The 19,977-nt window shown below is 59.7% G+C and carries 21 protein-coding genes; 16 read left to right on the top strand and 5 right to left on the bottom strand.

Features of this window, described 5'->3' with window-relative positions; all coding sequences use genetic code 11:
• Nucleotides 1-32: 32 nt before the first annotated feature.
• From QK296_RS19090 to QK296_RS19055, 8 genes are all read left to right on the top strand, one after another.
• Nucleotides 33-1,034 carry a PleD family two-component system response regulator gene (locus QK296_RS19090; protein ID WP_034135786.1) on the top strand — a complete coding sequence of 334 codons (1,002 nt, stop codon included), beginning with the start codon at nucleotides 33-35 and terminating at the stop codon, nucleotides 1,032-1,034.
• Nucleotides 1,035-1,271: 237 nt separating this feature from the next.
• A protein-coding gene (prfB, locus tag QK296_RS19085) for a peptide chain release factor 2 (RefSeq protein ID WP_096001736.1) occupies nucleotides 1,272-2,367 on the top strand; the annotation gives its coding sequence in 2 pieces (ribosomal slippage) (nucleotides 1,272-1,343 and nucleotides 1,345-2,367; 1,095 coding nt in all).
• 79 nt (nucleotides 2,368-2,446) lie between these two features.
• A complete protein-coding gene (gene lysS / locus QK296_RS19080) occupies nucleotides 2,447-3,949 on the top strand; it encodes a lysine--tRNA ligase (RefSeq protein WP_003189082.1) in 1,503 nt (500 codons plus the stop codon).
• A 143-nt stretch (nucleotides 3,950-4,092) separates the two neighbouring features.
• Entirely contained in the window at nucleotides 4,093-4,809 is a 717-nt protein-coding gene (locus tag QK296_RS19075; protein WP_003189083.1) for a TetR family transcriptional regulator, read from the top strand.
• A 52-nt stretch (nucleotides 4,810-4,861) separates the two neighbouring features.
• Entirely contained in the window at nucleotides 4,862-6,139 is a 1,278-nt protein-coding gene (locus QK296_RS19070) for a flavohemoglobin expression-modulating QEGLA motif protein (RefSeq protein WP_003189084.1), read from the top strand.
• A 147-nt stretch (nucleotides 6,140-6,286) separates the two neighbouring features.
• Nucleotides 6,287-7,192 (top strand): alpha/beta hydrolase, encoded by a 906-nt coding sequence (locus QK296_RS19065; protein ID WP_034135785.1) that lies wholly within the window; start codon nucleotides 6,287-6,289, stop codon nucleotides 7,190-7,192.
• On the top strand, nucleotides 7,189-7,515 hold the full coding sequence (locus tag QK296_RS19060) for a hypothetical protein (RefSeq protein WP_003189087.1): 327 nt from the start codon (nucleotides 7,189-7,191) through the stop codon (nucleotides 7,513-7,515). The genes QK296_RS19065 and QK296_RS19060 overlap by 4 nt, the downstream gene beginning before the upstream one ends.
• A gap of 125 nt (nucleotides 7,516-7,640) precedes the next feature.
• Nucleotides 7,641-8,054, top strand: a complete 414-nt coding sequence (locus tag QK296_RS19055) for a hypothetical protein (RefSeq protein WP_169855394.1) — start codon at nucleotides 7,641-7,643, stop codon at nucleotides 8,052-8,054.
• A gap of 778 nt (nucleotides 8,055-8,832) precedes the next feature.
• Here QK296_RS19055 and QK296_RS19050 read toward each other — a convergent pair.
• Entirely contained in the window at nucleotides 8,833-9,075 is a 243-nt protein-coding gene (locus QK296_RS19050; protein WP_281913302.1) for a hypothetical protein, read from the bottom strand.
• An 80-nt stretch (nucleotides 9,076-9,155) separates the two neighbouring features.
• Here QK296_RS19050 and QK296_RS19045 point away from each other — a divergent pair, with 80 nt between their 5' ends.
• The gene (locus QK296_RS19045) at nucleotides 9,156-9,635 is read left to right on the top strand and encodes a hypothetical protein (RefSeq protein ID WP_137204987.1); all 480 of its coding nucleotides are present in this window, start codon (nucleotides 9,156-9,158) and stop codon (nucleotides 9,633-9,635) included.
• A gap of 74 nt (nucleotides 9,636-9,709) precedes the next feature.
• Here the strand turns inward: QK296_RS19045 and QK296_RS19040 are convergent, their stop codons facing one another.
• From QK296_RS19040 to QK296_RS19030, 3 genes are all read right to left on the bottom strand, one after another.
• The gene (locus tag QK296_RS19040; RefSeq protein ID WP_003189093.1) at nucleotides 9,710-10,495 is read right to left on the bottom strand and encodes an OmpA family protein; all 786 of its coding nucleotides are present in this window, start codon (nucleotides 10,493-10,495) and stop codon (nucleotides 9,710-9,712) included.
• Between the two features lie 56 nt (nucleotides 10,496-10,551).
• Nucleotides 10,552-10,977: a DUF4398 domain-containing protein gene (locus QK296_RS19035; protein ID WP_003189094.1), complete on the bottom strand. Its 426-nt coding sequence runs from the start codon at nucleotides 10,975-10,977 to the stop codon at nucleotides 10,552-10,554.
• A gap of 283 nt (nucleotides 10,978-11,260) precedes the next feature.
• A complete protein-coding gene (locus tag QK296_RS19030; protein WP_120247592.1) occupies nucleotides 11,261-11,605 on the bottom strand; it encodes a pilin assembly protein in 345 nt (114 codons plus the stop codon).
• A 196-nt stretch (nucleotides 11,606-11,801) separates the two neighbouring features.
• On the opposite strand from QK296_RS19030, the gene ppc reads away from it, so the two are divergent.
• From ppc to QK296_RS19000, 6 genes are all read left to right on the top strand, one after another.
• Nucleotides 11,802-14,447, top strand: a complete 2,646-nt coding sequence (gene ppc, locus QK296_RS19025) for a phosphoenolpyruvate carboxylase (RefSeq protein ID WP_282391185.1) — start codon at nucleotides 11,802-11,804, stop codon at nucleotides 14,445-14,447.
• A gap of 280 nt (nucleotides 14,448-14,727) precedes the next feature.
• On the top strand, nucleotides 14,728-15,375 hold the full coding sequence (gene adk / locus QK296_RS19020; RefSeq protein WP_003189104.1) for an adenylate kinase: 648 nt from the start codon (nucleotides 14,728-14,730) through the stop codon (nucleotides 15,373-15,375).
• Between the two features lie 90 nt (nucleotides 15,376-15,465).
• The gene (gene tsaB / locus QK296_RS19015; RefSeq protein WP_003189106.1) at nucleotides 15,466-16,152 is read left to right on the top strand and encodes a tRNA (adenosine(37)-N6)-threonylcarbamoyltransferase complex dimerization subunit type 1 TsaB; all 687 of its coding nucleotides are present in this window, start codon (nucleotides 15,466-15,468) and stop codon (nucleotides 16,150-16,152) included.
• Nucleotides 16,153-16,312: 160 nt separating this feature from the next.
• A complete protein-coding gene (locus QK296_RS19010) occupies nucleotides 16,313-16,615 on the top strand; it encodes a hypothetical protein (protein WP_032893222.1) in 303 nt (100 codons plus the stop codon).
• A complete protein-coding gene (locus QK296_RS19005; RefSeq protein WP_003189109.1) occupies nucleotides 16,615-17,475 on the top strand; it encodes a DUF72 domain-containing protein in 861 nt (286 codons plus the stop codon). Before QK296_RS19010 ends, QK296_RS19005 begins: the two co-directional genes overlap by 1 nt.
• A 10-nt stretch (nucleotides 17,476-17,485) precedes the next feature.
• Entirely contained in the window at nucleotides 17,486-18,184 is a 699-nt protein-coding gene (locus QK296_RS19000; RefSeq protein ID WP_169855397.1) for an extensin family protein, read from the top strand.
• A gap of 3 nt (nucleotides 18,185-18,187) precedes the next feature.
• Here the strand turns inward: QK296_RS19000 and QK296_RS18995 are convergent, their stop codons facing one another.
• A complete protein-coding gene (locus QK296_RS18995; RefSeq protein WP_003189113.1) occupies nucleotides 18,188-18,808 on the bottom strand; it encodes a hypothetical protein in 621 nt (206 codons plus the stop codon).
• A 96-nt stretch (nucleotides 18,809-18,904) separates the two neighbouring features.
• On the opposite strand from QK296_RS18995, the gene QK296_RS18990 reads away from it, so the two are divergent.
• Entirely contained in the window at nucleotides 18,905-19,687 is a 783-nt protein-coding gene (locus tag QK296_RS18990; protein WP_044272264.1) for a class I SAM-dependent methyltransferase, read from the top strand.
• The last annotated feature ends 290 nt before the right edge of the window (nucleotides 19,688-19,977 follow it).

Here is a 19,977-nt window from a genome sequence, read left to right as displayed (position 1 = left end):
TGGCTTGCAGGTAGTAATTCAGGTGACTGCACATGAATGATTTACAGCTCGACGACTTCAAGACCGACGAAAACGCCGCCATGGTGTTGCTGGTCGACGACCAGGCCATGATCGGTGAAGCCGTGCGGCGTGGCCTGGCCCATGAAGAAAACATCGACTTCCACTTTTGTGCCGACCCGCACCAGGCGATTGCCCAGGCGATCCGCATCAAGCCCACGGTGATCTTGCAGGACCTGGTGATGCCGGGCCTGGACGGCCTCACTCTGGTGCGCGAATACCGCAATCACCCGGCCACCGCGAATATTCCGATCATCGTGCTGTCCACCAAAGAAGACCCGCTGATCAAGAGCGCGGCCTTTGCGGCCGGGGCCAACGATTACCTGGTCAAGCTGCCGGACAACATCGAGTTGGTGGCGCGCATCCGCTACCACTCGCGCTCCTACATGACCCTGTTGCAGCGCGACGCGGCCTACCGCGCGTTGCGCGTCAGCCAGCAACAGTTGCTGGACACCAACCTGGTGCTGCAACGCCTGATGAACTCCGATGGCCTGACCGGGCTGTCCAACCGCCGCCACTTCGACGAATACCTGGAGCTGGAATGGCGCCGCGCCATGCGCGACCAGACCCAACTGTCGCTGCTGATGATCGACGTGGACTTCTTCAAGACCTTCAACGACAGCTTCGGCCACGTCGAGGGCGACGAAGCCCTGCGCAAAGTCGCCAACACCATCCGTGAAGCCAGCAGCCGACCTTCGGATTTGCCGGCGCGCTACGGCGGCGAAGAGTTCGCGCTGGTCCTGCCCAGCACCTCGCCGGGCGGCGCACGCCTGGTCGCGGAAAAACTGCGCATGGCGGTGGCGGCGTTGAAAATCCCGCACATCGCCCCGGCTGAAGGCTCCAGCCTGACCATCAGTATTGGGCTGTCGACGTTGACACCGGTCCAGGGCACGGACTGTCGGCAGTTGATCATGGCGGCGGACAAGGGGTTGTACACGGCCAAGAACAATGGGCGTAATCAGGTGGGCATCGAGTAATCCCACGCGCCGCTCAACCCCTGTGGGAGCTGGCTTGCCTGCGATGGCGGTGTATCCGTCACACAAGTATCGACTGGTACACCGCCATCGCAGGCAAGCCAGCTCCCACATTTGATCTCTATCTGGCTACGGATCGTGTACAAACCCCCGCCTTTTCGGCCAAGCGGGCTGCCGTTTCCAGCCGTTTGCCGTTATACTCGCCGGCTTTCAAAAGTTCGCCAACGAGTGCTGCCCGCCATGGAAATCAACCCGATCCTTAACACCATCAAGGACCTGTCCGAGCGCTCCGAAACTATTCGGGGGTATCTTTGACTACGATCAAAAGCATGAGCGTCTGACCGAGGTCAATCGCGAGCTTGAAGATCCGAGTGTCTGGAACAAACCTGAATACGCCCAGGAACTGGGGCGCGAGCGCGCTGCGCTGGCACAGATCGTCGATACCCTCGACGAACTGAACACCGGCCTGGGTGATTGCCGCGACCTGCTGGACATGGCCGTCGAAGAAAACGACGAAGGCGCAGTGGGCGATGTCGTCGCCGAGCTGGCCCGTCTCGAGGAAAACCTCGCCAAGCTTGAATTTCGCCGCATGTTCAGCCATGAAATGGACCCGAACAACGCCTACCTGGATATCCAGGCCGGTTCCGGCGGCACCGAGGCCCAGGACTGGGCCAACATCCTGCTGCGCATGTACCTGCGCTGGGCCGACAAGCGCGGTTTCGACGCGACCATCATGGAACTGTCTGCCGGTGAAGTGGCCGGTATCAAGGGCGCGACCGTGCACATCAAGGGCGAATACGCCTTTGGCTGGCTGCGCACCGAGATCGGCGTGCACCGCCTGGTGCGCAAGAGCCCGTTCGACTCCGGCAACCGTCGCCACACGTCGTTCTCCGCCGTTTTCGTCTCGCCAGAGATCGACGACAAGGTGGAAATCGAGATCAACCCGGCCGACCTGCGGATCGACACCTACCGTTCCTCCGGTGCCGGTGGCCAGCACGTAAACACCACTGACTCGGCCGTACGTATTACCCACGTACCGACCAATACCGTGGTCAGCTGCCAGAACGAACGTTCCCAGCACGCCAACAAGGACACCGCCATGAAAATGCTGCGGGCCAAGTTGTACGAGCAGGAAATGCAGAAGCGCAACGCCGCTTCCCAGGCGCTGGAAGACACCAAGTCGGATATCGGCTGGGGTCACCAGATCCGTTCGTACGTGCTCGATGCCTCGCGGATCAAGGATCTGCGCACTAACATCGAACGCAGCGACTGCGACAAGGTACTCGACGGCGATATCGACGAATACCTGGAAGCCAGCCTGAAATCCGGCCTCTAATACCCTCTGTGGGAGCGGGCTTGCCCGCGATCCCCCGCCGAAGGCTGGGGGCAACGAACCTGATGGAATATTTAAAGACATGAGCGACCAACAACTCGACCCGCAAGCCCTGCAACAGGAAGAAAACTCCCTGATCGCCCTGCGCAAGGAAAAGCTTGCTGCCGAGCGCGCCAAGGGTAACGCCTTCCCCAACGACTTCCGTCGCGACAACTACTGCGATGCCTTGCAGAAGCAATACGCGGACAAGACCAAGGAAGAACTGGCAGAGGCTGCGATCCCGGTCAAGGTGGCAGGTCGCATCATGCTCAACCGTGGCTCGTTCATGGTGATCCAGGACATGACCGGTCGCATCCAGGTCTACGTCAACCGCAAGACCCTGTCCGAAGAAACCCTGGCCTCGGTGAAAACCTGGGACATGGGCGATATCATCGCAGCCGAAGGCACCCTGGCCCGTTCCGGCAAGGGCGACCTGTACGTCGAGATGACCAACGTGCGCCTGCTGACCAAGTCCCTGCGCCCGCTGCCAGACAAGCACCACGGCCTGACCGACACCGAACAGCGCTATCGCCAGCGTTACGTTGACCTGATCGTCAACGAAGACGTGCGCCAGACCTTCCGCGTGCGCTCGCAAGTCATTGCCCACATCCGCAGCTTCCTGATGCAGCGTGACTTCCTGGAAGTCGAAACCCCGATGCTGCAGACCATCCCGGGTGGTGCCGCAGCCAAGCCGTTCGAAACCCACCACAACGCGCTGGACATGGAAATGTTCCTGCGTATCGCGCCGGAGCTTTACCTCAAGCGCCTGGTGGTTGGCGGCTTCGAGAAAGTGTTCGAGATCAACCGCAACTTCCGTAACGAAGGCGTCTCGACCCGTCACAACCCAGAATTCACCATGTTGGAGTTCTACCAGGCCTACGCCGACTACGAAGACAACATGGACCTGACCGAAGAGCTGTTCCGCGAGCTGGCACAGCTGGTGCTGGGCAGCACTGACGTGCCGTACGGCGACAAGGTGTTCCACTTCGGCGAGCCGTTCGTGCGCCTGTCGGTGTTCGACTCGATCCTCAAGTACAACCCCGAGCTGACCGCTGACGACCTCAACGACATCGACAAGGCCCGTGCCATTGCCAAGAAAGCCGGCGCCAAGGTGCTGGGCTTCGAAGGCCTGGGCAAGCTGCAGGTGATGATTTTCGAAGAGCTGGTGGAGCACAAGCTGGAACAGCCGCACTTCATTACCCAGTACCCGTTCGAAGTGTCGCCGCTGGCCCGTCGCAACGACGACAACCCGAACGTCACCGACCGTTTCGAGCTGTTCATCGGTGGCCGCGAAATCGCCAACGCCTATTCCGAGCTTAACGACGCGGAAGACCAGGCCGAGCGTTTCATGGCCCAGGTGGCCGACAAGGACGCCGGTGACGACGAAGCCATGCACTACGATGCCGACTTCGTACGGGCCCTGGAATACGGCATGCCGCCCACTGCCGGTGAAGGCATCGGCATCGACCGTCTGGTGATGTTGTTGACCAACTCGCCGTCGATCCGCGATGTGATCCTGTTCCCGCACATGCGGCCACAAGCGTAACCGTAGCGAAATCCGAAGCCGCCTTTTATAAGGCGGCTTTTTTATGTGGCCTGTTCAAGTGGTGCTCGTCAGTGATCGTTCCCACGCTCCGCGTGGGAATGCACCCTGTGACGCTCCGCGTCACCTCTAAAGGAAGAAGTGTGGTGAACCGCGTAATAGCTCAAGAAGGTGCCGCCGGCATTGCTGCTGCCGTGGCTGAAAGCGTTCAGTACCAGGGCCGCAAGGCCAGTCGGCGGGGCAGCGAGCAACGCCGGCAAGACATTCTCGATGCGGCCATGCGTATCGTCGTGCGCGATGGCGTGCGGGCCGTGCGTCACCGGGCAGTGGCGGCAGAGGCGGGGGTGCCGCTGTCGGCCACCACCTATTACTTCAAAGACATCGACGACCTGCTCACCGACACCTTCGCCCAGTACGTGGAACGCAGCGCCGCGTTCATGGGCAAGCTGTGGGTACGTAACGAAGGCCTGTTACGCGAAATGGTCGCCTATGGCGACGGCAGCCCGGAGTCGCGCTCGCAACTGGCGGATGACATCGCGCGCCTGACCGCCGACTATGTGCTACGCCAACTGACCAATCGCCGCGAATACCTGATGGCCGAACAGGCCTTTCGCCAGGAAGCCCTGCTCAACCCACGCCTGGCCGAACTGGTACGCTCCCATCAACAGATCTTGTTGCAGGGCACCGGGCAGTTTTTCCAGGTATTGGGTTCCCGTGAGCCGCAGCAGGATGCCAAGGTGTTGACGGCTATCATCAGTCGGATGGAATATCAGGGCCTGTTGGGCGGCGCAGAGCCTCTGACCGGGGAAGAGATGCTTGAAATCCTCAAGCGCTACATGCACCTGGTATTGGCCTCGGTCTGACAGCGTTCGATGAAAGCCTGATAACGTTCAACGTTTAAAGAGGAAGCACCGGGTGGACGATTACCAGCAGACGATACGCACCTTGTCCGATCGCATTGTGCTGGCGCAAACACCGATCCGCGTCCTTGATGCGGTGAAATGGGACGAGAACATTCGCCAGGGATTCCTCAAGGCCAAAGGCAAGGCGATGCCTGCCGTAGACCGTGATTACTACCTGAGCCGGCCGCTGTCGTTCGATTCCAGTGCGGTGAAGCTAGAGTTCCAGAACATCGAGCGCGACATCACTCGACGCCTTGGGCAATTCAGTCCGGTGGGGCAGATCATGCGGCGCATGTGCCGCGAATACCGGATGGTGGTGCGCATGCTTGAAGCGCGCGGCACCGAGGACTTCGGCCTGATTTCCCAAGAGCTGTACGGCGCCGCCTCCGATGCGTTCCACGCTGGCGACCCGACCCTGGCCGACCTTGGCCTGATGCTCTCCGACTACCTCAACAACATCGACGGTCGGGGTGACCTCAAGGACGAAGCCAAGACCCTCACCGCCAAAGATGCGGTCAGCCTGCTGCAAACCCGCCTCAACAAGGTGTTTGGCGAAGCCGAAGAGACCATCCGCGTATTCGAGTCCGACGGCATCGTCGCCGACGCAGCGGCGGGCGCCGACTACATCAAGATCCGCGCCGATGCGATGTTCAACGACCGCGACGTTCGCGCCCTCGAAGTGCATGAAGGGTTGGTGCATGTGGGCACCACCCTCAACGGCCAGAACCAGCCGATCTGCACGTTCCTGTCCAAGGGCCCGCCGTCGTCCACCGTCACCCAGGAAGGCCTGGCGATCCTGATGGAAATCATCACGTTTGCTTCCTACCCCAGCCGCCTGCGCAAACTCACCAACCGGACACGCGCCATCCATATGGTGGAGGAGGGTGCCGACTTCCTGCAGGTGTTTGAGTTCTTCCGCGAGCAAGGCTTTGAAATGGCCGAAAGCTATGGGAATGCCAGCCGGGTATTCCGTGGTTCGGTGCCCACCGGTCTGCCATTTACCAAGGATTTGTCCTACCTCAAGGGCTTTATCATGGTCTACAACTACATTCAGCTCGCCGTACGTAAAGGCAAGCTGGAACAGGTGCCGCTGCTGTTCTGCGGCAAGACCACCCTTGAAGACATGCGCACCCTGCGCCAATTGGTCGACGAAGGCCTGGTGGTGCCGCCCAAGTATTTGCCGGAGCAGTTTCGCGACATGAACGCGCTGGCGGCCTGGATGTGCTTCTCCAACTTCCTCAACCACTTGAGCCTGGACCGGATCGAGGCGGATTACTCCAATATCCTCTGAGCACAGCAATGCTATTTGTAGGAGCGAGCTTGCTCGCGAAGAACGCTCAGGCACCGCGTTTCTTCAGTATTAGCGCGTTATCGTTGACGATCTTCGCGAGCAAGCTCGCTCCTACAGTGGGCGTCAATCACCATGAGGCTTCAACGGATGAGAATCCTCGGCATTTTATGCCTGCTACTCACATTGAACGGCTGCAGCTCCTTACTGTTCTACCCCGAGCCCGGCCTGCCCTTCACTCCGGAAAAAGCCCACCTGCAATACCGCGACGTCACGCTCACCACCGCAGACGGGGTGAAGCTGCACGCTTGGTGGTTGCCAGCCAAAGCGGGTGTGCCACTCAAAGGCACCATCCTGCATTTGCACGGCAACGGCGGTAACCTCGCCTGGCACCTGGGGGGCAGTTGGTGGTTGCCGGAGCAGGGTTATCAAGTGTTGTTGCTGGACTATCGCGGCTATGGGCTGTCGGAAGGCAAGCCATCGTTGCCGGCGGTCTACCAGGATATCGACGCCGCATTCGGTTGGATCGACAAGGCGCCTGAAACCCAGGGTAAACCGCTGATTATTCTCGGGCAAAGCCTGGGCGGTGCACTGGCGGTGCATTACCTGGCAGCCCACCCGGAGCGTCAAGCCCAACTCAAAGCTCTGGTACTGGACGGCGTGCCAGCCAGTTATCGTGACGTAGGACAATTCGCCTTGAGCACTTCCTGGTTAACCTGGCCGTTGCAGGTGCCGCTGTCATGGCTGGTGCCCGACGCCGACAGTGCGATCAATGCCATGCCCCGCGTGACCGGCGTGCCCAAGCTGCTGTTCCACAGCCTGGATGATCCCATCGTGCCGGTGGCCAATGGCATCCGCCTGTATCAGGCCGCACCGCCGCCCAGGGTGTTGCAACTGACCCGTGGCGGCCATGTGCAGACCTTTGCCGATAAAACCTGGCAGACCGTGATGCTGCGTTACCTGGACGACCCGCAGCACTTCAACGGCTTGCGCCGCCTGGGCGAAATTCCGAATTACCCAATTCCTAAAGTTGATTCATCAGAGAGCCCGCAATGAGCGAAGAACGCAACATGATCCCGCTGATTCTCACCGGCATCGGCACCATCATCGGTACCGTTGGCTGCCTGTGGTACTACGGCTACCTGCACTTTGCCAAGCCGGAAGATGCGTTGCTGCTCAGCGACTTCACCATGCTCAAGACCGTGCCGGGTGAGGATTACAAGGTCTCCCTGACCCCAGCGGCGCAAGTGGCGCAGTGCGTTGACGGCGTGTTGGTGATGTTTGATACCGAACAGAAAGGCTTGAGCGGCGTGCTGGTGAACAATAAGAAGCAGGCCGTGCGTTGCATGGGCCAGGAAACCCCGCAGTTGCAACAGTGAGCCTGGGTTTTTGCGTGGTATGAAAAATACCGTTGAGTTTCCCGGTTAGTCGTTCAGGGACCGCCCGAACTTTTATAGGCTGGAACCATCTTCGCTCGTGCGCCACAGATGATGGACTGATTGGTTTGGCTGATCAGTCCACTTTATTTATCACTCTGGAGTACGAGTTTATGGATGGTATTGGCGCAGCACCTTCAGTTGGCGCGGGCAATTCGGGAGGCATCCAGGGACCTTCGCAAGGTCTTGATCAGCAAATTCAGCAGCTCCGGGAGAAAATTCAAGCTAAAAGCGGTGAGGGTTCCCAAGATTCCGGTTCCGGTGGTTCCGGTGGCTCTCAAGGGGCGGGAGGCGCTCAGGGTTCCAATGGCTCCCAAGGCGCTGGTGGGGATGAGAGTCTTGAAGAGTTGCTCAAAAAACTGGTGAAACTGATGGCAGAAGAAAAAGCGGCCCAAGGGGCACAAGGCGGTGAAAGTGGCGCATCGGGCCAAGGCCAAATCCAGATGGGCGGCGGTGAGAGTCAAGGCTCGATCAACTACTGATCGGCAACCCTACAAAAACCCGCCTTTTAGCGGCGGGTTTTTCATATCAGCGGCCTCACGGTCATCATCGCGGATCTCGTAACGAAATTGTTTGGAACCCAATTGCATCAGGTGCCACAAAAGGCAATGTAATTACGCAAAGTGGGGGCGGGAAGCAGTGATAAGAATTGATGCGATTTGCAATATGCTGGCCATGGCCAGGGCGCATCAGGCGTTGGAACGGGCGGATGCGCAAGAACAGGCGCGTAATCAGTTGGCAGGTTGCTCGTCTGATACCTCCTCTCATAACAAAAAGATAACGCCGCCAGATGAAGATACTGATCGCAAGATCAAGTTTCCCTAGTCAAAAAAACCACCTTTACTGGTGGTTTTTTTTCGTTTCAATCTTATCCATCAGCGATAGACGACCGGCTTGGGCGACCAACAGGTGAGCCCCTACTTATATCAGGATTATACCGTTGGGAACTGATAGACGTAGCCGACCACTCTTATAGTTGCCAGGAGTTTAAACCTGGACGTGTGGGAAATCATTTGGAGTCAAGGAATGAGGTTAGATTCATTTTTCAATACAGCGCTCACGAATACCATGGGGGTCATGTCCAATACATGGAACGCTGTCACGGGGCAGCGTATGGGGTGGAGATACCCTCAAGTGGGTAAAACCTATAACTACAATCACTATCAATCGAGTCGGCGTCCACGGTATGCCGGAACTCAACCTTTGAATCGTGGAACCGTTCGCTACATGGGGCCACCACCGCGTACTCAGGCGACGGCTTCACAGCCGCCTACGATCAACTACGTGACCTATGTATTCAATACTAATTATGTGACGGTCGGTGGCGTAAAATCGGCGCAAGTGGGTGTGCACATCAATAACGGTAATAACAGCATGAATGACGGTAACTTCGGCAATTACGGCAATAACGGTAATAGCGGAAGCCACAGTGGTTATTCCAATCACGGCAGTAACGGCAATCGTCAATTGACCTCCAGGCATAGGCCGGTCGGTAATGGCCATGCTCGGCGCCTTCAAGATTGAAACAAACAATGTGACTGCGTTGCTGTGCATATTTTGATGTGGTTTTTAGAGTGTTCGCAGTGGAACTGCTCGCAGCGATTCTCCACTTAAAGGGACGATGCACTGCGCAGCATGCAGCTTATGTGTCGTCAATGCATACACTATTATTAAATTTTGACAGGGAAGATAAGATGACTCATCTATTTGGTTCGCGACCTGCACAGTATGTTGCTTGGCCTCCACGTTATGCTGAAGAGCAACCCCGCCATTCCACACCGGGTCAGCGGGTGTGGGGAAGTGGCGGCAACAATGGCAATTATGGTAACTATGGCAATAACGGCAATAGCGGGCGGTGCAGTCACTATGAAAACCATGGGCGCAACGGCAATGACATGATGGGCGCGCCGGGGAACTACCGTCACTTTGAAGGCTATAGTAATTACGGCAGTTACGGTAACTATGGTAACTACGGAAATAACGGCAACTCGGGCGATTCCAGCCGTTACATCAATTCTGGCCAGAACGGCAACCGCAGCAGCTTCAGATACTTCAATGACTAAAGCTTGAATGCGCTTTCATGAACGGCAACGAAAAAGCCCCGCCTAAAGGCGGGGCTTTTTTACCAGGCTATTGATCAGTTAGCGACGGAAGACCGTGGCTTGACCGGCTGGTTGTCGTTGGAGATGGTCACTTCAACGCGACGGTTCATGGCGCGGCCGGAAACGCTGCCGTTATCGGCAACCGGGTATTCCTTGCCGTAACCCTGGGTCACGATGCGCGAGATATCCACGCCTTGCTGAGCCAGTGCACGTTGAACGGAAGCGGCGCGACGCTCAGACAGGCTCTGGTTGTACGAGTCGGAACCGGTGCTGTCGGTGTAGCCTTCGACAATCACTTTACGGTCTGGGTTATCGCGCAGGAACTGAGCCAGCTTGGTGATGTTCACCAGGCCGCTGGATTTCAGGTCGGACTTGTTGGTGGCGAACAGCACGTCACCGAACGTTACCAGAGTGCCGCGATCGGTTTGCTTGGCGTTCAAGCTGTTTTGCAGTTGCTTGATTTGCGCATCACGGGCGTCCAGCAGGGCGCGGGCACGTTCGTCACCGGCGTTTTTCAGCTTGGCTTCGGATTCGCGCAGGACGATGGTGTCCTTGGCCACTTCAACGCGCTGGTTGGTCAGGTAGGCCAGTTGGTCGACTTTCTTCTCGTCTTCTTTGTCGCGGTAGGCCTTGTCAGCCTTGTCCAGCCAGTCGCTGGCATCTTTGGTTTCCAGCGCGGCCAGCTTGGTGGCTTGCGGGTTGGTTTGCAGGGACGAGAAATTGGTCCGCGCATTTTCCAGGTTCGCGTTCGGCGGGGTGGAGCAGGCCGCCAAGGCAACGCTCATCGCCAGCAGGGCAGGGATCATCAATTGTTTACGCATAGTCGTGTCGTCCTTTCAATTCGATATCAGGTGCGATGCAGTCAAGAGGCTGCGGCTTACTTCTGCATGATTGCAGCTGGGCGCATGCCTTCTTTACGCAGTTCGTCAACAGCCTTCTGGGAGTCCTTCACAGCCTGTTGAGCCTTGGCAGCCTGGGCTTTACGCTCAGCGACGCGGGCATCCCACTCGGCTTGTTCAGCCAGTTGGCGAGCCTTGTCGTAGTTCTTGTCGTGCATGGCAATCTCAGCTTCTTTGAGCTTGTCCTGGGCCGACTTCATTTCCACCGCCGCGTACTCGGTGCCGCCGGCGCTGACTGCGCTGTTGACGGCCGATTGGGTTACGGCGTACTGCTCGGTTGGAGGGTTGCCGGCGCAGCCAGCCAGAACGAAGCTGGTGCCGATTGCCAGCGCGGCCAATTTGAGCCCGCGCAGATGGTTAAACGAGGATTTGGCAGTGCTGGTGTTCATCGTCTTCAACTCCATTGGATAACTCCTGAAAAACATCAAAATCCATCGGGGCGTATCGATTTCGGGCCCGTCGATAAAGCACATGGCGTCCGTTCAAACGACCGTTCCACACGTGATGGCTACTGGCTGTGACCGGAGGCTTTTTTCAAAAGTTCAGCGGATATGGCGATTTGCCTAAAAAAATATCTGACTGACTGGTCAGTGTTTGAAAAATGGAACTTTCGCGGCGCGCGGCGGTACCTCCGGGCCCGTAAAAGGCCCGGAATACGTGGGTTTAATTGACGTCAATAAATGTTTATCAGTGCTTTTGTTCGTCAGTAGCGGCCGACAAATCGTGCAAGTGGCGACGGGATAACGTGAGAAAACGTGGTGTGGGGCCGACGTCTTCATACAGCGGGTCACCCTCTTCATCGGTGGCAATCACCTGCTGGCCCTGGATGTAAGGAAAGCTGGCTTCCAGCTCTTCCAGGGCGGCGCCGATCAGCTCGCCCAGCAGTTCTTCAACGTGGCGCTTGGGGTACATCTCGGCAATGGCCGCCAGCCGGGCGGCGGCTTCCACATCCAGATGAATCGCGTATTCAGTCTTGGTCAAACGACCCTTGGCGGTTTCTTCCCAATGCTGGGCCAGTTCTCGAATTTTCATGGCTACCTCAATAAAGCCTGCGAGGGCAGGCGGTGATGAGTGACCAGCCGCCTGCGGAATAACGCGGCGACCTACCGTTGAGACTAGCTGTAAGCGCCAATGTTTAAAGTCGTTTGCGTTCGGCCTTGTCAGAAACCGACGTCGGCGGCACTCTGAACCCCCTGCGCGTCCCGGATTTCTGGCTGGAGATTGGCTGATGAGTGATATCGATGCACGCTTGCGTGAGGATGTTCACCTGCTGGGTGAGCTGTTGGGCAACACCATTCGAGAGCAGTACGGCGAGGCTTTCCTCGAAAAGATCGAGCAGATCCGCAAAGGCGCCAAGGCCGACCGTCGCGGAGCCGTTTCAGAGAAAACCGCTGGCGATGAGTTGAGCGCCAGCCTCAACCAGTTGCAGGAGCAGGAGTTGCTGCCCGTGGCCCGGGCCTTTAACCAATTCCTCAACCTGGCCAACATTGCCGAGCAATATCAGTTGATTCATCGGCGCGATGAGTCGCAACCCGCGCCGTTCGAATCCCGGGTCTTGCCAGAGTTGCTGGCCCGTCTGCAAAGCGAGGGGCACAGCAATGAATCCCTGGCCCGGCAATTGGCGCGGCTGGACATCGAACTGGTGCTCACCGCCCACCCCACCGAAGTGGCCCGCCGCACGCTGATCCAAAAATACGACGCCATTGCTGCGCAACTGGCTTTGCAGGATCACCGTGACCTCACCACCGCCGAGCGCGAGCAGATTCGTGAGCGCTTGCAACGCTTGATCGCCGAAGCCTGGCACACCGAAGAAATCCGGCGCGTGCGCCCCACGCCGGTGGATGAAGCCAAATGGGGCTTTGCGGTGATCGAGCATTCGCTGTGGCACGCCATCCCCAATTACCTGCGCAGGGCCGACCAGGCCCTGCACGCCGCCACCGGCCTGCGCCTGCCCCTGGAGGCAGCGCCGATTCGCTTTGCTTCGTGGATGGGCGGCGACCGTGACGGCAACCCGAACGTCACCGCGCCGGTCACTCGCGAAGTGCTGTTGCTGGCGCGCTGGATGGCGGCGGATTTGTATCTGCGCGACATTGATCGGCTGGCTTCCGAGCTGTCGATGCAACAGGCCAGCCCGGCGCTGCACGCCAAAGTCGGCGACAGCGTCGAACCTTATCGGGCCTTGCTCAAGCAACTGCGTGAACGCCTGCGCGCCACGCGCCAGTGGGCCCACACCTCGTTGACCAGCACCACCCCGGCACCGGCCGACGTGTTGCAGAACAACCGCGACCTGCTCGACCCGCTGCAGATGTGCTACCAGTCCCTGCACGAATGCGGCATGGGCGTGATCGCCGATGGCCCGCTGCTCGACTGCCTGCGCCGTGCCGTGACGTTCGGCCTGTTCCTGGTGCGCCTGGATGTGCGCCAGGACTCCAGCCGTCACTCGGCGGCCATGACCGAAATCACCGATTACCTGGGCCTGGGGCGTTATGAGGACTGGGATGAAGAGGCGCGTATCAGCTTCCTGACTCAGGAACTGACCAATCGTCGGCCGTTGCTGCCGGGTTACTTCAAGCCGTCGGCGGACACTGCCGAGGTGCTCAATACCTGCAAGGAAATCGCCGCCGCACCGGCCGCATCACTAGGGTCGTATGTCATCTCCATGGCCGGCGCTGCGTCGGATGTGCTGGCGGTGCAACTACTGTTGAAAGAGTCGGGCGTTCAACGGCCGATGCGCGTAGTGCCGCTGTTCGAGACCCTGGCCGACCTGGATAACGCAGGGCCAGTGATGGAGCGCCTGCTGCAACTGCCGGGTTACCGCGCGCGCTTGCAGGGCCCGCAGGAAGTGATGATTGGCTACTCGGATTCGGCCAAGGACGCCGGCACCACGGCCGCCGCCTGGGCGCAGTACCGCGCCCAGGAACGCCTGGTGGATATCTGCCGCGAGCAACAGGTGGAGCTGTTGTTGTTTCACGGTCGCGGCGGCACCGTTGGTCGTGGCGGCGGCCCGGCGCACGCGGCCATCCTGTCTCAGCCGCCGGGCTCGGTGGCGGGGCGTTTCCGTACCACTGAACAGGGCGAGATGATTCGCTTCAAATTCGGCCTGCCGGATATCGCCGAGCAGAACCTCAATCTCTACCTGGCTGCGGTACTGGAAGCTACCCTGTTGCCGCCGCCGCCTCCCGAGCCTGCCTGGCGTCACCTGATGGACGAATTGGCGGCAGACGGTGTCAGGGCTTACCGCGCCGTGGTCCGGGAAAATCCGCAGTTCGTCGAGTACTTCCGCCAGTCCACGCCGGAGCAGGAGTTGGGCCGTTTGCCTTTGGGCAGCCGCCCGGCCAAACGTCGTGCAGGCGGGATTGAAAGCTTGCGCGCCATCCCCTGGATCTTTGGCTGGACCCAGACGCGCCTGATGCTGCCCGCCTGGCTCGGTTGGGAAGCGGCACTGAGCAAGGCGCTGGAGCGCGGTGAAGGTCAATTGCTGGGGCAGATGCGCGAGCAGTGGCCGTTCTTTCGCACGCGCATCGACATGCTGGAGATGGTGCTGGCCAAGGCCGATGCCGATATCGCCCGTCTTTATGATGAGCGCCTGGTGCAGCCGGACCTGCTGGCATTGGGTGCGCACTTACGCGACCTATTGTCGCAGGCGTGCAACGTGGTGCTTGGCCTGACCGGCCAGTCGCAGCTGCTGGCCCATAGCCCCGACACCCTGGAGTTCATCCGCCTGCGCAACACCTACCTCGACCCCCTGCACCTGTTGCAGGCCGAGTTGCTGGCACGTTCCCGTCAGCAGGAGGCTGCGCAAGACAGCCCTCTGGAACAGGCGCTGCTGGTGTCCGTGGCCGGTATTGCGGCCGGTTTGCGCAACACCGGTTGAGGTTTTTTGCGTGTACTCAATGGCTTGCGGATAAGCCGCGACGACCGCCCGGAAACGGGCGGTCGTCGTTTGAGGGGGTGGGTTGCGCTCAGGCACACCCTGGCGCTGACGCATGTGCGGCGCGGGTTTCTCCTACTTTTGGCGGCTTGTATGGTGAGGGCCCGCTGTGTATCTTGATCAGCCTTTGGCCGTTTGATCGGCCTAGAACCACATTTTTACGAGATTGGCCCCACGCGGCGAATCCGAGCGTCATCTCTATAAAAAATTGAGGAGCACATCGATGCGCGTCATTCTGCTGGGAGCTCCCGGGGCCGGTAAAGGTACTCAGGCAAAGTTCATCACTGAAAAATTCGGCATTCCACAAATCTCCACCGGCGACATGCTGCGTGCGGCCGTCAAGGCTGGCACCGAGCTGGGCCTGATCGCCAAGAGCGTGATGGACAGCGGCGGCCTGGTCTCCGACGACCTGATCATCAACCTGGTCAAGGAACGCATCAGCCAGGAAGACTGCAAGAACGGTTTCCTGTTCGACGGCTTCCCACGCACCATTCCCCAGGCTGAAGCCCTGGTGAAGGCGGGCGTGGAGTTGGACGCCGTGGTCGAGATCGCAGTTGAAGACGAAGAGATCGTTCAGCGCATTGCTGGCCGTCGCGTTCACGAAGGCTCGGGCCGCGTGTACCACATCGTCTACAACCCGCCGAAAGTCGAAGGCAAGGACGATGTCACCGGCGAAGACCTGGTGCAGCGTAAAGACGACACCGAAGAAACCGTGCGTCATCGCCTGTCGGTCTACCATTCCCAGACCAAACCCCTGGTGGACTTCTACCAGAAGCTGTCCGCAGCCCAGGGCAAGCCGAAGTACAGCCACATCCCAGGTGTGGGCTCGGTAGAGGCCATCACCGCCAAGGTGCTGCAAGCACTGAGCTGATCCTGTGATCGGCGGCACAGACAACGGCCCGCTTGCGGGTCGTTGTTGTTTATACTGGCGCACTTTTTTCCGACTTGGACACCGACACCGATGAGCACCCTGCTGGCCCTGGACACCGCGACTGAAGCTTGCTCCGTTGCCTTGCTGCACGATGGCAAGGTCACGAGCCACTACGAGGTGATCCCGCGCCTGCACGCGCAGAAATTGTTGCCGATGATCAAGCAACTGCTTGAAGACGCCGGTACCACCCTGGCGGCGGTGGATGCCATCGCGTTTGGCCGTGGCCCCGGTGCATTCACTGGCGTGCGCATCGCTATTGGCGTGGTGCAGGGCCTGGCTTTTGCCCTGGAGCGTCCGGTGTTGCCAGTGTCCAACCTTGCGGTACTGGCCCAGCGCGCGTTGCGTGAGCACGGGGCGTCGCAGGTGGCAGCGGCCATTGATGCGCGCATGGATGAAGTCTACTGGGGTTGCTACCGTGAGACCGCAGGCGAAATGCGCCTGGTCGGTGCCGAAGCGGTGCTGGCCCCCGAAGCGGCGCAGTTGCCCGCTGATGCCAGCGGCGATTGGTTCGGTGCCGGCACGGGCTGGGGTTATGGCGAACGCATCAAGATGACGTGTACGCAGCAGGACGCGGCGATGTTGCCCCACGCTGAAGACCTGCTGGCGTTGGCGCGTTTCGCATTCGAGCGCGGCGAAGCGATTGCGGCGGACCAGGCCGCACCGGTGTATCTGCGCGATAAAGTCGCACAAACCAAGGCCGAGCGCGGGATTATTTGACGCCAGAAATGTGGGCATTGCGCGGCAAATTTCTCCAATCGTCAGAATTTGCCTGGGTTTTTAAACCTTTTACAAATTATGTGTTCTAGTTATCACCAGAGCATTTGCGCGCCATGGAAAGTGCCGCTAAATTGCCATCATTGATACCGAGTCTGCATGTATGCGTATAGACGGTTTTTCCTCACAGTCCTATCCCCTCAAGCGTAAGCCGCGCAAGGCGAGCGTGACGGTAGACGAATCCGTCGAGGATTCACCGGACTTCATCGAAGTACACACCGATACGCCTTCCAAAGCGCAAGGCGCCGCGAGTGCACGTATCAGCGGCGTTCCTGCCCGTCAGCAAGACATGGTCTTTCCCCGTTCCATGAGCAAAAGCGTTGCCACCGCCCTGGCCAGCTACCTGACCACCGCCGGCTTTGTCGAATGGGATATGGAAGTGCTGGGTCTCGATATCCATATCTGATGCGTTTGCCTTATTACATCGGCTGCCCGTCTTGGAGTGAAAACGCCTGGCGCGAGTACCTGTATCCGGTTGATGCACGCTCCAACGATTACCTCGGGCTCTATTCCCAGGTCTTCAACGCCGTTGAAGGCAATACCACTTTTTACGCTCGCCCCTCGGCCGCCACTGTGCAGCGCTGGGCCGAAATCATGCCTGACGACTTTCGCTTCACCGCCAAATTCCCCGGCGATATCAGCCATGCTGGCGATTTGCGTGAACAATTGCCGGCGGCAGAAAGCTTTGTCGGCTTGATGAGCCCGTTGGGTGAGCGCGTTTCACCGCTGTGGTTGCAACTCTCAAAGGGCTTTACGCCGCCACGCCTGGCGGAGCTGGCTGGATTTCTCGATGGCATCGATCGACCGCTGGCCGTGGAGGTGCGTCATGAACAGTTCTTCGCCAAGGGTGATGCTGAGCGCATGCTCAACCGCCTGTTGCGCGATCGCGGTGTCGAGCGCATCTGCCTCGATCCACGTGCCCTGTTCAGTTGCACTTCCACCTCGGAAGCAGTGCTGCATGCCCAGTCCAAAAAGCCCCGGGTGCCACCGCGCCCAGCGGCACTGACGCAGTTTCCCCAGGTGCGCTTCATCGGGCATCCGGACCTTGAGGCCAATGACCCGTTCCTGATTCCATGGGTGGAAAAGATCGCCAGTTGGATCGAAGAAGGCCGCACGCCCTATATGTTCCTGCACACGTCGGACAACCGTCTGGCGGCACAGCTGGCGCTACGCTTCCACGCCAAGCTGATGGTGCGCCTGCCAGGTTTACCGCCGCTGCCCACCTTGCATCGAGAACCCGTGGCGGAGCAGCTCGGGCTACTTTGAGGATTTAGCCGTGGGTGTGGTCAAGGCGTTGAGTGTGTTGCTGGTGCTGGTGGGCGCCTTTACGCTGGCTGTCTGGCGCGGTTGGGTGCCGATGCCGTCTGAGTGGAACCCCTGGGCGCCTTTGGATGTGCGAGCGAGCCCCAACCTGTTGACGCGCTACAAGCTCAGTCGTTTACAGGATGATCCGGCGTTGTGTGACCAGGTACTGAACACCTCCGGTTTGCGCGTGAGTCGCCAGGCTGATACATCGGCCGATGCGGCGTGCCCCTTGCGCAATGTCCTGCGTGTGCAGGGCGCTGACGTGGCTTTGAGCAGCAGCTTTCTCGCCAGTTGCCCGCTGGCGGTGGCGTTCGCGTTGTTCGAGCGCCACAGCCTGCAACCGGCGGCCCAGGCCGTGTTTGGCCAAGCGGTGAGCCGCGTCGAGCATTTGGGCAGTTTTGCCTGCCGTAATATCTACAATCGCGCCGACGGGAGGCTCAGCCAGCACGCCTCGGCCAATGCCCTGGATATCGCCGGTTTTCGCCTGGCGGATGGGCGCAGCATCAGCGTGCTCAAGGATTGGCCAGGGCAGGGCGACGGCGCGCGTTTCCTGCGCTTGGTACGCGATGGCGCCTGTGATGATTTCAACGTGGTGTTGAGCCCGGACTACAACGCCGCCCATCGCAACCATTTCCATCTGGACATGGGGCGTTGGTGGGTGTGTCGCTAAGGTTCAGGCGGCCAGGCGCAGGTTGTGGGTCACTAGCGGGCGCGCCCAGTAGTAATCGAAATCCAAGGCCTTTTGCTGCGCCAGCAATTCTTCTTCAGGGTACGGCGTGGCGGCCGGTGGCAGCAGGTCCAGCTCGAATTCGGCAATTGGCAGGTGCAGGGGGCGTGGTTGTGGCGCCGGGCCTGGCTCGGGTAGCGGTTGGCCGGCGTTCAGCACAACGGGGCGCACCCACTCGCTCTCAAACGCTTGTTGGCGTTGCTGGGCGACTATTTCTTCTTCCGGGAACGGCGTCGCGGCCGGTGGCAGCAGTTCGGTTTCGAACTCGGCAATCGGCAGGAACAGTGGCTCAGGTGGCACGATCTCGGCGTCTTTCACATCGCACTCACGCTGGGTGAGGATCTGCGCCAGCAGGTCGGCGCCTTCGCGGGGTTCTACCGCCGGGTCTGCCGGGGCAGGCGCCTTGGCGGCGAGCGCGTCTGGCGTTTCACCCAGCTGCTCGGCCAACGCTCGGGCGAAGAAGTCCTGCCACACATGACTCACCCCAGCCAGCGCTTGGGTATTGCGCAGGCCATAGTGGTTGTGGGTCGGCAGTACACCGATGGAAAGGGGAAGAATGTCTGACATTTTTCTCGGTCGACGCTCAGCTCTGGCAAAATACCTGACTGTGATTTTTATCGGCCGTTGTTTGCCGATCCTTAATATTTTTGAGCGTGGCGATTGATGAACGAACAACCAGCGGCCAGCCGCATCCAGGTCCAAGCCTTGGCTGACAGTTTCCAGGCCCGCGCCGAACACTGGGCTTCGCTGCTGGGGTTGCCTCTGCAGGTGGCCGATGCGGATTTTTCCCTGCAAGTGGGGGAGCACGGCTTGCAGTTGCAACAGCTTGGGCCTGATGCGCCAGGGCCGGTGCGGGTCGACTTTGTCGAAGGCGGCGCGGCGCATCGGCGGTTGTATGGCGGCGGCAGCGGGCAGATGATCGCCAAGGCGGTGGGCATCGCCCAGGGCGTGCGCCCGCGGGTGCTGGACGCTACGGCGGGCTTGGGCAAGGACGCGTTCGTGCTGGCCAGCCTCGGGTGTGAGATGAGCCTGATCGAGCGCCAGCCGTTGATCGGCGCCTTGCTCGAAGATGGCTTGGCCCGCGCTGCCGAGGATTTTGAGGTGGCGCCGATTGTGGCGCGCATGAAGTTGCTCAAGGGCAACTCCATCGACGTGATGCTCAATTGGCAGGGGGAGCCGCCCCAGGTGATCTACCTGGACCCGATGTTTCCGCATCGTGAGAAAACTGCGTTGGTGAAGAAGGAAATGCGCCTGTTTCGGCCGTTGGTGGGTGATGATCCGGATGCACCGGCGTTGCTCGCGGCGGCTCTGGCGCTGGCCAGCCATCGTGTGGTGGTCAAGCGGCCGCGCAAGGCGCCCTGTATTGAGGGGCCGAAGCCGAGCCATGCGTTGGATGGCAAGTCCAGCCGCTACGACATTTATCCCAAGAAGGCGCTCAAGGCTTAAGCGGCAAGCAACAGCGCTCATCTTGCTGATGCGGCGAGCTCCAAATGTGGGAGGGGGCTTGCCCCCGATGGCTGCCTGACAGCCGACAACTATCTCCCTGACACCCCGCAATCCAAATGTGGGAGCTGGCTTGCCTGCGATGACGGCCAGCTAGCCGACACCTATCTACCTGACACCCCCCTATCCAAACTGTGGGAGCGGGCTTGCTCGCGAAGGCGGCCTGGCAGTCAACACCGTTGGATCGTGTACATATCCATTCCTGCGGTAACGGCCACTTAGGGTTCCGCCCT

The sequence above is a fragment of the Pseudomonas sp. AL10 genome, from assembly GCF_029960685.1.
Taxonomy (GTDB): Bacteria; Pseudomonadota; Gammaproteobacteria; order Pseudomonadales; family Pseudomonadaceae; genus Aquipseudomonas; species Aquipseudomonas lactis.
The sequence above is the reverse complement of the archived record's forward strand: the minus strand, read 5'-3'. Positions and strand labels throughout refer to the sequence as shown.